The sequence below is a fragment of the Streptomyces sp. YIM 130001 genome, assembly GCF_003574445.1.
In the GTDB taxonomy this organism is placed as follows: Bacteria; Actinomycetota; Actinomycetes; order Streptomycetales; family Streptomycetaceae; genus Streptomyces.
This window is the reverse complement of sequence record NZ_KZ984548.1, coordinates 272,974-286,356: the sequence shown is the minus strand read 5'-3', so window position 1 is coordinate 286,356 and position 13,383 is coordinate 272,974. Positions and strand designations below refer to the sequence as shown.

Below are 13,383 nucleotides of genomic sequence, written 5' to 3'. Positions count from 1 at the left end.
GGGGGCGATATCAGGGTTCGGCCAGGGTCGTCCCGCCTGCCGCCGGGCGCCTTCGCCCGTCACCATGGACGTATGACAGATCGGGACCACGCTCCGCACTCCGGTACGCCCGCGGCCGAGCCGCCGGGAGCATCGGACGCTGCCGGGGCCTCCGTGCCGCGCGACTCCGGCGACCCCGGCGCGCAGGCGGGATGGGGCGCGGGCTGGGACTCGGGCCCTGGTCGTGGCTCGGGCGCGCACACGGCCACCGACGAGGCGCCGCCCGGCCCGCGGCGCCCCGGCAAGCTGCGCCGCGACACCCGGCACGGAGTGATCGGCGGCGTCTGCTCGGGCCTCGGACGGCACTGCGACATGGACCCGGTGATCTTCCGTATCGGCCTGGCCGTGCTCGCGGCGACCGGCGGCCTCGGCCTGATCTTCTACGGCTTCTCCTGGCTGCTCGTCCCCGCCGAAGGCCAGGAGGACCACGAGGGACGGCGCCTGCTGTCCGGCCGGGTGGACGGCGTGGGCCTGACCGCCGTGCTCTTCGCCCTGATCGGCTGCGGTCTCCTCCTGTCGATGGTGCGCAACGGCGGGGTGATGACGTTCGCCGCCGTCCTCGGTCTCCTCCTCGCGGGCGCCGGCTACTGGTCGCAGCAGCGCAAGACGGTCGACCCCGACCCGGTCACGGCCCAGACCGTGGCCGACGCACCGCCGGAGGCGAAGGCCCCGCCCGTCGCCGTACCGAAGTCCTGGTGGCGCGATCCGTTCGAGAAGGACGGCAGCGACCTGGCCGGCGGCGACTACCTCTGGGGACCACCGGACGCCGCGGCCCAGATCGCGACGGAGCTGGACGACGTGCCCCGGGCGCCGGCCGACGGCATCGCCACCGCCCGCCCCTGGGAGCCCGACCGGGCAGCGCCGCCGGGCCCGCCCGGGATCGGCGGCTGGGTCTTCCTGCTCGCTCTGCTGGCGGGCGGCCTCGGCCTGGGCCTCACCTGGGAGGGGCACCCGCTCACCACCACGCTCCAGACCGGTTTCGCCTGTGCGCTGGCGGTGACCGGGCTCGGCATCGCGGTCAGCGCGTTCCTCGGGCGTACGGGTCCGGGCCTGGTGATCCTGGGCGTACTGACCGCGGCGGCCCTCACCGCGGCCACCGCGGTCCCCGAGAACATCTCGACCCACTGGATCCGTACGGAGTGGAAGCCGACGGCGGCCGCCACGGTGAAGCCCCACTACGAACTCGACACCGGCGTCGGCACCCTGGACCTGCGCGGGATCGACCTCGCCGAGGGCCGGACCGTACGCACCGGCGTCGAGGTCGGGGCGGGCCGGGCGGTGGTCCGCGTACCGCGCGATGCGACGTTGAAGGTCGATGTCGCGGTGGGCGCCGGAGACATCAGGCTGCCGGAGTGGGACAGGAACGACGTGTTCGTGACGGTCGGAGAGGACCGCAAGGTGACCCTGCCGCCCCCTGTCGACACCGGCACGGCGGAGAACGGCCGGGGCGCGGACGACCCCGGCGCCGCCCCGGGCACCCGGGACCCGGACAGGACGAGGACCGGCACAAACGACAAGGGCGGCGGCACGATCGAGCTGCGGCTCGAGGTCGGCGTCGGACAGGTGGAGGTCATCCGTGCTGCGTCATGAATTCCGGCCGGGCCGGCTGATCGTGGGCCTCGCGTTCGCCGGAGCGGGCGTCGCCTACCTCGGTGCGGCGACGGGCCGTTGGGAGACCGAGTGGTTCGTGGCCATCCCGGTCGTCCTGGCGGGCCTGTTCTTCGGCGCGATCGCCGGCGTGCTGTCCTACATCATCCGCCGGCGCCGTGAGCGCAGGATCGCGTCCAGCGAGAACACCGAGGCACCGGCGAGCACGAGCGGCAGCCAGGCCATCAGGTAGGCAAGGTCATTTCCGTAGTAGTACGGCTCCACGGCCCAGCTCACCGTCAGCCACAGGCTCAGCGAGATCAGTGCGCCGCCGACCGCGGCGAGCCGCGCGAAGAGGCCGAACAGGGTACCTAGGCCGACCGCCAACTCCCCGACGGCGATGGCGTATCCGAAGCCCACCGGGCTCTTCTCCGCCAGTTCGACCAGGGCGGAAACGGCCGAGGTGTCACGGACCGCCGCCATCTGCTCGCCGATCGAACCCTGTCCCGACGACGACAGGAAGGCGCTGTCCGTGAGCTTGTCGAGACCGGCGTAGATGAAGGTGACGCCGAGGAAGATCCTGAGCGGGACCAGCGCATAGCGCGCCGCGTTGTCCCGCCAGCCGGTCCCCGGGTTCGCCGGGATGTACGGGTCGGTCCGCATGCCGTGCGCCATCGCGCCCTCCGCCTCTCGGTCGATCCGTCAACAGACGGGTGATCCGCCAACAGACCATACGTACGAGGTACAGCGCCCGCTCACCAGGCATGCGGCGGAAACCGTGACAACTCCCCGGGAGGGCTGTGCGGTCGCGCGGACCGTGTGCCGCTACTCGGTGACGTCGATCGTGCAGCGGTTCGTCTCCGCACCGGAGGCCGTGACCACCTGGACGTCCACCAGTCCGGGCTCCACATAGGCGGGTACGGGCACGGTGAGCACCGCGTCGGTGGGGTTGGCGAATCCACCGGGCACCGGGACCAGCGGGACATGGGCGTGCACGGCACCGATACGCACCACGAGGCGGGCCAGGCGGTCGGGGGTCCGGGCGCCCGGGGGCACGAATCCGGCGCCGCGGATCTCGATGTCGTCGCCGGTCCTGATAGGGGCGTCGAGGTCGCCCGGTTCCCGCGCCCGGACCACCGCGTGGATGACCGGGCGGCCGCCCTCCGCGAACTTGGCCGCCAGGTAGACGCCGGTCGAGACCAGCAGCAGGATCGCCGGTCCCCACGGCAGGTCGGGCAGTCGGCCGGGCTGGCGGGCCAGGCTGACCGCGGCCAGCACCAGGGCGGCGGTGCTCACCACGGCGTACTGCACGTCGCCGAAAGAGGCCCGGCCCGCGTCGTCCGTGAGCAGGTCGGCGGCCCGGGGGCGGTCGGCCGAGACCTTCTGCAGGCGCTGCCCGGCCACCCGTAGCGCGACGATCCGGCGGACCAGTACAGCCACGGTGCAGATCACGGCGAAGACGGCGAGGAGCGCCGCGCAGCGGGCGGGAGCGAGGCCGTCGAGGAGGCGGGTGCGGTCGGCGGCGGACGAGGCGAGGAGGAGTTCGGTGGCGAGCAGGAGCAGCGCATAGGCGAGCAGGAGAACCCAGCCGGCCGCCACGGAACGGGAGGTGGACAGGCGGTTGTCGTCGCCGACGAGCAGCGCGAGCGCACCGCCCCGGGTGCGCCAGTTCCTGGTGCCCGCGGTGAGCGCGGCGGCCACGACGACGGCTGCGACCACCGCCGAGGTACGTGCGGCGGTCCAGCCTGCCCCGATGCCGGTCAGCGCCGCGGTGAGGACGAGGGCGACGACGGCTCCCCAGACGACGGTGGCGGTGCGCCGCCATAGGCCGCGCAGCCAGGCCTCGCCGTCCGCCTTGCTCCGGGAGGCCAAGTCGACTGCTGCCTGCGTGAGTTCGTCCGACACCCACTGGCGGGAGGCGCCGGGCGAGTGGGCGAGTGCGGCGGGCAGTCCCGCACCGCCGGCCAGGCGTTCGCGCGCGGCGACGAAGGAGGCGACGGCCCGCCGGTGTCCCTCACGCGCGCCGTGCGGGCAGTCGCCGCACGTGCAGCCGCCTTCGTGTGCCTGCGGAACCGTTCCTTGCACTGCCACGACCGCGCCCCATCTCCCGGCTCGCCCCGATTCGGCGAACTCTCTTCTTATGAAAGGGAATTGTGCCGTGTCTGACAGCCAGTCAAGCGTGCGGGTGAGGTCGGTGCGGGGGTGATGAAGGTGGCGGTGCGTTGACGCGACGGCGCTCGCCCGTCGGCCGGGTCCGCGGGTGTGCGTCGGCCGAGGCCACGGCGGTGCGTTGACTCGGCTGGAAGAATGTGGCCATGGCCGAGATCATCCAGCGGGACGGCACCTGGGTCTTCGACGGCACGCTCTTGCGCATCACTCCGGGCCTGCATCGCAGCGTTCCCCTGCTGCGCCAGGCCTACGGCGCGATCGAGGTCCCGCTCGAAGCGATGGCCGGAATCAGCTTCGCGCCCGAGCGCCGTACGGGGTGGCTGCGGATTCAACTCCGGGACGGTGCCGATCCGTTGCTGCAGGCCACCGGTGGGCGGCTGCCCGGGCCGACCGACCCGTACCGCCTCGCCGTGGACACGAGTCACGGGGCGGTGGCCGAGTACATCGCCGACGAGGTGCGCAGGGCGCTGCTGCTCGAGCAGGTTCCGGACGGACCGACGGCCGGATATCTGCTGCCCGGGCCGGCGGTTCCGGTGTCGGTGCGGTGCAGCGACGGGACGGTGTCGTTCGACGGGCAGCGGATACGTATCGACTGGAGTAACACCTCGGACCGGATCAAGCGCGTCACGGGGCCGCGGATCTTCGGGCTCGATGCGCTGACCGGTGTGGAGTGGCTGCCCAACACCGGTACGGAGGAGGGGTGTCTGCGGTTTCTGACCACGCATGCGGCGTTCTCCGAGCTGCCGCCGGAGAAGGACCCGTACGCCCTGGACCTGTGGGGCAATCCGCGCAAGGACATGCTTGCCGTTCTGGTGGCGGCGGCGGTCACGTCTCGGCTGCCGCATCCGTGGGGGCGTTCCCGTTCCGGCTCGGGTGCCGATGACGGAGCGGCGGCGGGACGGGACCGGCGAGGCCGGCCGGAGGTGGCCGACCATGACGCGGTGCTGCGCCGGTTGCGGGAGGCGGGTGCGCTGCACCGTGAAGGGGTGCTCGACGAGGCGGAGTTCACGCTCGTCAAGCGTGCGGTACTGCGTGGGTTCGAGGATCCGCCGGGAGGTTGAGGCGCGTCACCGCGATCCGGGCCGCGGGCCCGGATCGTGCGGGCGCACGGGTCTTCTCAGTCGATCACCGGCATGTCATGGTGGGCACGCCGACGGTTTCTGACGACTCGTCAAGTCATGGTGTCGGCACGGGATTCGGTCGCCTGCACAGCCGTTCGCCTGCGCTCGCGCCCCGGCCCCGCCCACACACCCGATTCCGGTTGGAGGTGCCCAAGGTGGCGCAGGACTGGACGCCCATCTATCTCGCGCACCGGCAGACGTACGCCGCGTTCCTGACCGCGACGGACGCCGAGGCGCGCGTCTCCTGGCACCGCTGGCGCGGCGACTACCCGAGCAAGGAGACGGCGCTCGCGGAGACGGACGCGGCGTACACGCGCACCCAGGGCGAGTTCAACATGATCGACCTGGAGGGGCTCGGTCCGGTGGCCGAGGCGCGTGCGCTGGTCGACTGCATCCGCGGCATGCACGGCGCCGATGTCGAACCAGCCGGTATCTGGGCGGAGTTCAGCCGCCTGCGCGAGGTTTTCGTGGTGGCTGCGCGCGACCACCTCGGGGCCCATCTGTAGGACGGCGGGCGCTCGAGGCGCAGGCCCGGGTCGCCCGCCGCCGCGCCATCTCTCCGCACACCGGGACGCGGAGTACCGACTTCACCGGAACGACACCGTCCGTACAACCATGCGACAAAGGCCCGGGTCCTCCACTGCAGACCCATCGATCTCACTGGAGGATTCGTGCGCAAGACCCCCCACGCCCTGGCCGCCCGCTGCGCCGTCGTCGCCGCGCTGCTGACGGCCCCGATCGCCGCCGCCTTCCCGGCGTCGGCAGCAGAACCGGCCGCGGACGCTCCCTCCGCGGCCGCACCGGACGCCGACTTCGACGGGGACGGTCAGGCCGACGTCGTGACGGCCGCACCGGAGGCCACCGTCTCCGGTGCGGAGAACGCCGGCTACGTGACCGTGGTGTACGGCTCCGCCGCGGGCAAGGAGGTCCGCCACCAGACGGTCTCCCAGAACACCCCGTCCGCCGACGCCTACTTCGGCCGTGAGTCGGTGGCCCGCGACCTCGACGGCGACGGATACACCGACCTCGCCGTGGTCTCGGACAAGACCGTGTCCGTGCACTGGGGCTCCGAGACCGGCCTGTCCGGCGAGTCCACGCCGCTGCCGGACTCCGCGAACGTCTCCGGATTCGTCCTGGCCGGCGGCGACTTCGACGGCGACGGCAACGCCGACCTGGTCACGGGCGACGACGAGGGCGACGCGGGATGGGGAGGGCTGCAGATCCAGTACGGCCCCTTCGACCGTGACGCCGCACCGGCCAGGACGGACCACCTCGACACCGACCGCACCTTCGCCCCGCACTCCCTGACCGCGGGCGACGTCACCGGTGACGGCAAGGACGACCTGGTCACGACGCACCACTTCGAGGAGAAGGCGGAGTCGAGCCAGTTCTGGGCGGGCACCGCCGACGGCCTGTCCACCAAGTCGACGGAGCTGCCCGGCGCCGCCGAGGCCACCATCGGCGACGTCGACAACGACGGGCACGGCGACGTGGTGCTGCGCACCGTCCCCGGTGACATCGTGGAGGACCTGCCGGACGACCACGGCACCCTCGAGGTCCTCTACGGCACCGAGTCGGGCCCCTCGACCACCCGCACCACGACCATCGACCAGGAGACGGCCGGCGTTCCCGGGGTGAACGAGGCCGGCGACCGGTTCGGCCACTCCCTCTCCGCGGGCGACACGGACGGCGACGGTTACGCCGACGTCGCGGTCGGCATCCCCGGCGAGGACTTCGACGGGATGAAGGACGCCGGTTCCACCGTTCTCCTCAAGGGCGGCAGCTCGGGCCTCAGCGGCGCCGGCGCCAAGGCCTACGACCAGGACACGGCCGGTGTGCCCGGAGTCGCCGAGGCGGGCGACGAGTTCGGCCGCGCGGTGGCCGTCCCGGGCGGCGGCGCGGGCTTCGCGGCGGGCGCGCCCGGCGAGGACACCGCGAGCCCCGACTCCGGCGCGGCCTGGCTGCGCCTCGGCACGTCCGGGACGTACGCCGTCGACCCGAGCGACCTGATGGAGTCGCCGGCCGCGGGCGGGGGCCTCGGCGGGAGCTTCGCGCACTGAGTCAGCGACAGGGCTGACGCGAGACCGGCAGGACGTGGCGTGGATACCGGACAGAAGACGTCGGGTATCCACGCCATGCTGGATCCATGACGACCGACTGGGCGGCCTTCAGTGCCGCGGAACCCGCCCTCGCCCACCGCGCCGAGAACCGCTTCGCCGCGTTCACCCACCACGTCCTCGCCACCCTGCGCAAGGAGGGTTCGCCCCGTACCTCGGGCCTCGAAGTGCGCATCCTGGCCGGTGAGCTCTGGCTCGGGATGATGCCCGAATCCCTCAAGGCCCGCGATCTGCAGCGGGACCCGCGCTTCGCCCTGCAGAGCAATCCCGGCACCGAGGCGGAGATGCAGGACGGCGACGTACGCGTGTCGGGGCGCGCCTTCGAGGTGCACGATCCCGACGTCATCGCGCGGTACGCCGGCGAGGTGAAGCCGCCGGAGCCGTTCCACCTCTTCCGTACCGAACTCACCGAAGTGGTCAGGACGTTCGTCGAGGGCGACGAGCTCGTCGTCGAGGTCTGGCAGCCGGGCGCGCAGCTGCGCACGATCCGCCGAAGCTGACACCGGGCGGTCCCGCGCCCCGGACGTGCGAGAGGCGCCGCCCGACCGGACGGCGCCTCTCGCACGCTCAGGTGGGGATCACTCCCACTCGATGGTGCCCGGGGGCTTGCTGGTGACGTCGAGCACGACGCGGTTCACGTCGGCCACCTCGTTGGTGATCCGGGTGGAGATACGGCCGAGCACGTCGTACGGCATACGCGTCCAGTCCGCCGTCATGGCGTCCTCGGAGGAGACGGGCCGCAGCACGATCGGGTGCCCGTAGGTCCGTCCGTCGCCCTGCACGCCGACCGAGCGCACATCGGCGAGCAGTACCACCGGGCACTGCCAGATCTCCCGGTCGAGCCCGGCCGCCGTGAGCTCCTCACGGGCGATGGCGTCAGCCTCGCGGAGCAGGTCGAGCCGCTCCCGGGTGACCGCGCCGACGATGCGGATGCCGAGGCCCGGTCCGGGGAACGGCTGGCGCTGGACGATCTCGTCCGGCAGGCCGAGCTCCTGGCCGACCATCCGGACCTCGTCCTTGAACAGCTGGCGCAGCGGCTCGACGAGTTCGAACTCGAGATCCTCGGGGAGGCCGCCGACATTGTGGTGCGACTTGATGTTCGCCGCGCCGGTACCGCCGCCGGACTCCACCACGTCCGGGTAGAGGGTGCCCTGGACCAGGAAGGCGACGGGCTCGTCGGTGGCGGACGCCTCGGCGATGATCTCGGCCTGGGCCTGCTCGAAGACCCGGATGAACTCCCGGCCGATGATCTTCCGCTTCTCCTCGGGGTCGGACACCCCGGCGAGCGCGTCGAGGAAGCGCTGCTGCGCGTCGACGACCTTGAGCTGCACGCCCGTGGCCGCCACGAAGTCCTTCTCGACCTGCTCGGTCTCGCCCTTGCGCATCAGGCCGTGGTCGACGTACACGCAGGTCAGCTGGGTGCCGATGGCCTTTTGGACCAGGGCGGCCGCGACCGCGGAGTCGACGCCTCCGGACAGGCCGCAGATCGCGCGCCTGCCGCCCACCTGTTCGCGGATCGCGGCGACCTGCTCGTCGATGACGCTGCCGGTGGTCCACGACGGCTTGAGGCCGGCGCCGCGGTACAGGAAGTGCTCGAGCACCTGCTGGCCGTGCGTGGAGTGCATCACCTCGGGGTGGTACTGCACGCCGTAGAGCTTCTTCTCGTCGTTCTCGAACGCGGCGACCGGGACCACGTCCGTCGAGGCCGAGACCGCGAAACCCTCGGGGGCGGCGCTGCACGCGTCGCCGTGCGACATCCACACGGACTGCTCGGTGGGCGTGCCCTCGAAGAGGGTCGAGCCGGGCTTGGACACGTGCAGCGGGGTGCCGCCGTACTCGCGGGCGCCGGTGTTGTCGACCGTGCCGCCGAGCGCCGTGGCCATCAGCTGGAAGCCGTAGCACATCCCGAAGACCGGGACGCCGGCCTCGAAGAGCGCGCGGTCGACGCTCGGGGCTCCGTCCGCGTACACGGAGGAAGGGCCGCCGGACAGGATGATCGCCGCCGGGTTCCTGGCCAGCATCTCGGCGACGGGCATGGTGCTCGGCACGATCTCGCTGTAGACCCGGGCCTCCCGCACGCGGCGGGCGATGAGCTGGGCGTACTGCGCACCGAAGTCGACGACCAGGACGGTGTCGGGAGCGGCAGCTGGGGACACTGAAGACACTGCGGGCGGCCTTCCGGCGGTGGGTGAGGGGGGTCTCTACCGGTCGATTCTAACGGTGTCGGAGAGTCCGGCAGTCGCCGACGGAGTGCGCGGGACCGCTGCCGTACGTCTCACCATCCGGGAACCCACCAGGGCCAGGTTGACCGGGCACGCGCGCCTGGGGACATACTGACCAGGTGAACACGCACCTCGGCTTCCTCTTTACCTATGGCACCCGGCCCGCCGGCTGCCATGGTCGAGCTGCTTGATCACCTGACAAGCGACTTCCAGGCGCCCCGGGCCGACAAGGCCCGGGGCGCCTGTCGTGTCACCCGGGTCCGGTCGCTCCGGGGCATCCCTTCACCAAGGAGCCCCGACATGACCGCCACCACCGCCACCGCCTCGACCGACGACGGCTCGACCGCCGAGGACGTCACCGGTGCGCGTACGCAGGACGCCGCCTCCCTGATCACGGGCGCGCGCGAGCGCATCGACGCGCTCGACGACCGGATCATCGGCCTCATCCAGGAACGGATGGCCGTCTCGTCGGTGATCCAGGAGTCCAGGATCCGCTCGGGCGGCCGCCGGGTGAACCTCTCCCGCGAGATGGACGTTCTCAGCCACTACAGCGACGCACTCGGCAAGCCCGGCACCTCGCTCGCGATGACCCTCCTCGAGCTGTGCCGCGGCCGCGTGTGAGGCACCGCTTCCGCTGCCCGGTACGGAGCACGACGGTGCCCGGACCTGAGTTCGGGTGCGCTCTCACCCGTACGGCGCGTGACCGGTTCGCGGCGGTCTTCGTTGGTCCCGATGTCCGTGCCAGCCAGGCGCGGGCCCGCACGAACCACGCGTGGCTCCGCTGGAGCGATGAGACGTACGGCTCGCGCCGCACGTCGTGGGACCTCGCTCCAGGGTGTGACCGGGCGGCAGGGGACAGCAGTCCGGTCACGACACAACGGCCGGTTCCGGGGACGCCCGGGACCGGCCGTTTCGCGTCTCGTCCCCTTCCCGTACGGCCCGAGAGCCCCGCTTCCACGGGGTCGACTCGACTTCGCGGCCCTCGCGGCCACTTGACCGGCGCGATCGCCGGACGTCCGCGTGACCGGGACCGTAGAGCCTCCGCTCCGGGATCCAACGGTCGCGTGATTCAGGCCACATGAGGAAAGTGTCGGTTCGCGGACAACCATTCACAGGTTTCGCGGGTCATGCATGCGAATCAACGGCCGTACCCGCGCCCCGCCGCGGAGGCCTCCACCCGTGTCGCGCGGTTCGCGCGGCACGCCGGACACTCCGAGGTCTTCATGACACTTCGTCGTGCGACGGCCATCGCGGCCGCAACGGCCGTGATGGCCCCTGCCGCGCTCCTGGCCGCGCCGAGCGCGTACGCGACGGAGGGCTCCTCCCCGACGCCGACGCCGTCCGTGTCCGACAGCAGCCCCGGTACGACCGCGTCCCCGACGCCGAGCGAGACCCGGAGCAGCACACCGCCCGAGGAGCCCGGCGGGTCCGAGACCGCCACGGCGACCGCCGAGCCGAGCGTGACGGACTCCACGGACCCGGAGCCCGGCGCGAGCGAGTCGGAGTCCGGCGAGCCGAGCCAGGAGCCCACCGACCCCGGGGAGTGCGCGGACTCCAAGGTCGACCTCGACATCAAGGGGCTGCCCGGCAAGATCGCGACAGGCAGTGGCTGGCACAAGTTCAGCCTGACGGCCGGCAACGAGTCGCAGACGGTACTCGAGGACATCGTCTTCCTGGCCGGCGCGTCCGCGGACAAGGACGGCGAGGACGTCTTCAAGAGCAAGCAGGTCGAGATCCAGGCGTACAACCCGGACGACAGGACCTGGGAGACCGTCGGCACCGACGACTACGCGGTGGGATTCGTGGGCTGGACCGACGAGTTGAAGCCCGGCCACACCGTCGACATTCCGATGCGCCTGAACGCCCGGGCAGGTGCCCCGGTCGGCTCCGGATTCTCACTCGGCGCCAGTGTCTACCTCGACGAGTCGGGTGACTGCGCCGGGTTCGGCGAGGTCGCGTACAAGTTCCGGATCGTTGCAGCGGGTTCCGACACCGAGGGCACGAAGCCGCAGGAAGGCGGCAGGGCTCCGGTCACCGACGAGACGCCGAGCAAGCCGGTCGTCACCGAGGTGACCGGCAACCTGGCACGGACCGGGTCGAGTTCGATGCTGCCGACCATCGGCCTGATCGGCGGCATCGCCGTTCTCGCCGGTGCCGGCGTGGTCTTCGCCGTCCGCCGTCGCGGCGCCGGCGAGCCGCCCGCCTGAGCGGGCGGTGACGACGGAGGGACCTGCGCTCGGAGGGGGGTGCAGGTCCCTTCGTACGTCGTCCGCCGGGTGCCGAACGCGCGGCGCCTCAGCCCGTCAGGCACTCAATTCGCAGGCGTGGCCACGCCGTTCGCGTCCCTCTTCGGCGGCAGCGTCGGCATCCCGAGGAACGGCAGCTTCAGCGCGCCGAAGGCGTCGGCCGGCACGGCCGGGGCGCCCGGCGCGACCGGGTCGACCCTGATGTACGCGGTGCCCGGCTCGGGACGCGGGTCCTTGTCGCCCTTGTTCGGCCACAGGGACATCGCACGCTCGGCCTGCGCGGTGATCGTCAGGGACGGGTTCACACCGAGGTTCGCGGTCACGGCCGCCCCGTCCACGACCGAGATGCCGGGGTGCCCGTACAGCCGGTGGTACGCGTCGATCACGCCGGTGCGCTCGGAGTCGCCGATCGGGCAGCCGCCGAGGAAGTGGGCGGTGAGCGGGGTGCCCATCAACTCGCCGACGTTACTGCCGGGGAAGCCGTTGATCTCCTCGGCGATCAGGCTCGCCGCGCGGGTGGCGGCCTCGATCTGGTTCGGGTTCGGCGCGCCGTGGCCCTGCCGGGCGGTGAGCAGTCCCTTGCCGAGGCCCTTGGGCTTGCGGTGCGTCGTCAGGGAGTTGTCCAGGGACTGCATGACCAGGCCGATGATGGTGCGCTCGGACCAGCGGCGGTTGGAGAGCGAACGCGCCGTCATCAGCGGATGCCGCGCACAGTTGGCCAGCCAGGCGGCCACCCGGTGCGTGCTGAACGGGACTTGGAGGATCGTCAGGCCGCCCATCGCGTTCGAGCCCTTGCCGTAGCGCACCGGCTCGATGTGGGTGTCGGCGTCCGGGTGCACCGACGAGGTGATGGCGACACCCTTGGTGAAGTCGGCCTTGGCCGTGCCGTGGCGCTTGCGGTAGCGCCGGTCGGTGGTCTGCGCGCCCACCAGGGCCTCGGAGTTGGTGCGGGTCAGGTCGCCGAGGCGTTCGGAGAGGTGCGGCAGCAGGCCCGCGTCCTTCATCCGGTGCAGCAGCGTCTGCGTCCCGTACGTGCCGGCCGCGAGGACCACCCGCCTGGCGCGGAACGTACGGCCCTGGCCCTTGCGCTTCTTGTCGGTCGGCAGCGTCCCGACCGCGTAGCCGCCGCGGGAGTCGTCGGTGACGGTGACGACCGAGGTGAGCGGATGGACGACGGCGCCCGCCTTTTCGGCCAGGTACAGGTAGTTCTCGTTGAGGGTGTTCTTCGCGCCGTGCCGGCAGCCGGTCATGCATTCGCCGCATTCGGTGCAGGCGCGCCGGGCGGGGCCCGCGCCGCCGAAGTACGGGTCGGCAACTTCCTTGCCCGGCTCGGCCGTTGTGTCTCCGGTCGCGTCCCGGCCGTCGCCGAAGAAGACGCCGACCGGCGCCAGATGGAAACTGTCCCCCACACCCATGGCCTGCGCGGCCGACTTCAGATGGACGTCGGACGGCGTCACGGTCGGGTTGAGGCGTACGCCGAGCATGCGCTTGGCCTGCTCGTAGTACGGACCCAACTCGTCGTGCCAGTCGGTGATGTCCTTCCACTGCGGGTCGTTGAAGAACGGCTCGGGCGGTACGTAGAGGGTGTTGGCGTAGTTGAGCGAGCCGCCGCCGACGCCTGCGCCCGCGAGCACCATGACGTTGCCGAGGAGGTGGATGCGCTGGATACCGAAGAGGCCGAGGGCGGGTGCCCACAGGTAGTTCTTCAGGTCCCACGAGTTGCGGGGCAGCGACTCCCGGCTGAAGCGGCGTCCGGCCTCGAGCACGCCGACCCGGTAGCCCTTCTCGGTCAGCCGGAGCGCCGAGACGGAACCTCCGAATCCGGACCCGATGACGATCACGTCGTAGTCGTAACCGTCATCGACGCCGTGGCTGTCGCCGC

Annotated in this window: 12 protein-coding genes; 8 read left to right on the top strand and 4 right to left on the bottom strand. The window is 71.9% G+C overall.

Annotated features, from left to right (window positions below; all coding sequences use genetic code 11):
• The first annotated feature begins 72 nt into the window (after positions 1-72).
• The gene (locus DSC45_RS01390) at positions 73-1,629 is read left to right on the top strand and encodes a PspC domain-containing protein (protein ID WP_119286263.1); all 1,557 of its coding nucleotides are present in this window, start codon (positions 73-75) and stop codon (positions 1,627-1,629) included.
• Positions 1,616-1,879 carry a hypothetical protein gene (locus tag DSC45_RS01385; protein WP_119286262.1) on the top strand — a complete coding sequence of 88 codons (264 nt, stop codon included), beginning with the start codon at positions 1,616-1,618 and terminating at the stop codon, positions 1,877-1,879. Before DSC45_RS01390 ends, DSC45_RS01385 begins: the two co-directional genes overlap by 14 nt.
• On the opposite strand, the gene DSC45_RS01380 is transcribed toward DSC45_RS01385, so the two are convergent.
• Together DSC45_RS01380 and DSC45_RS01375 are read right to left on the bottom strand one after the other, a co-directional pair.
• Positions 1,786-2,301 (bottom strand): DoxX family protein, encoded by a 516-nt coding sequence (locus tag DSC45_RS01380; protein ID WP_162929080.1) that lies wholly within the window; start codon positions 2,299-2,301, stop codon positions 1,786-1,788. The genes DSC45_RS01385 and DSC45_RS01380 overlap by 94 nt on opposite strands.
• Before the next feature lie 150 nt (positions 2,302-2,451).
• Positions 2,452-3,717 carry a hypothetical protein gene (locus DSC45_RS01375; RefSeq protein WP_119286261.1) on the bottom strand — a complete coding sequence of 422 codons (1,266 nt, stop codon included), beginning with the start codon at positions 3,715-3,717 and terminating at the stop codon, positions 2,452-2,454.
• A gap of 224 nt (positions 3,718-3,941) precedes the next feature.
• Here DSC45_RS01375 and DSC45_RS01370 point away from each other — a divergent pair, with 224 nt between their 5' ends.
• The 4 genes from DSC45_RS01370 to DSC45_RS01355 all read left to right on the top strand — a co-directional run bounded on the left by DSC45_RS01370 (position 3,942) and on the right by DSC45_RS01355 (position 7,533).
• On the top strand, positions 3,942-4,856 hold the full coding sequence (locus DSC45_RS01370) for a DUF4429 domain-containing protein (protein WP_119286260.1): 915 nt from the start codon (positions 3,942-3,944) through the stop codon (positions 4,854-4,856).
• 215 nt (positions 4,857-5,071) lie between these two features.
• Positions 5,072-5,422 (top strand): hypothetical protein, encoded by a 351-nt coding sequence (locus DSC45_RS01365; protein ID WP_162929079.1) that lies wholly within the window; start codon positions 5,072-5,074, stop codon positions 5,420-5,422.
• Between the two features lie 165 nt (positions 5,423-5,587).
• Positions 5,588-6,976, top strand: coding sequence for an FG-GAP and VCBS repeat-containing protein (locus tag DSC45_RS01360; protein ID WP_240434310.1), 1,389 nt, complete (start codon positions 5,588-5,590; stop codon positions 6,974-6,976).
• 86 nt (positions 6,977-7,062) lie between these two features.
• Positions 7,063-7,533, top strand: a complete 471-nt coding sequence (locus DSC45_RS01355) for a pyridoxamine 5'-phosphate oxidase family protein (RefSeq protein WP_119286258.1) — start codon at positions 7,063-7,065, stop codon at positions 7,531-7,533.
• A 78-nt stretch (positions 7,534-7,611) separates the two neighbouring features.
• Here the strand turns inward: DSC45_RS01355 and guaA are convergent, their stop codons facing one another.
• Entirely contained in the window at positions 7,612-9,198 is a 1,587-nt protein-coding gene (guaA, locus tag DSC45_RS01350; RefSeq protein ID WP_119286257.1) for a glutamine-hydrolyzing GMP synthase, read from the bottom strand.
• 357 nt (positions 9,199-9,555) lie between these two features.
• Here guaA and DSC45_RS01345 point away from each other — a divergent pair, with 357 nt between their 5' ends.
• Entirely contained in the window at positions 9,556-9,876 is a 321-nt protein-coding gene (locus DSC45_RS01345) for a chorismate mutase (RefSeq protein WP_119286256.1), read from the top strand.
• Positions 9,877-10,478: 602 nt separating this feature from the next.
• Positions 10,479-11,462 (top strand): hypothetical protein, encoded by a 984-nt coding sequence (locus DSC45_RS36040; protein WP_205571216.1) that lies wholly within the window; start codon positions 10,479-10,481, stop codon positions 11,460-11,462.
• 104 nt (positions 11,463-11,566) lie between these two features.
• On the opposite strand, the gene DSC45_RS01330 is transcribed toward DSC45_RS36040, so the two are convergent.
• Entirely contained in the window at positions 11,567-13,342 is a 1,776-nt protein-coding gene (locus DSC45_RS01330; protein WP_240434365.1) for a GMC oxidoreductase, read from the bottom strand.
• Positions 13,343-13,383: the final 41 nt, after the last annotated feature.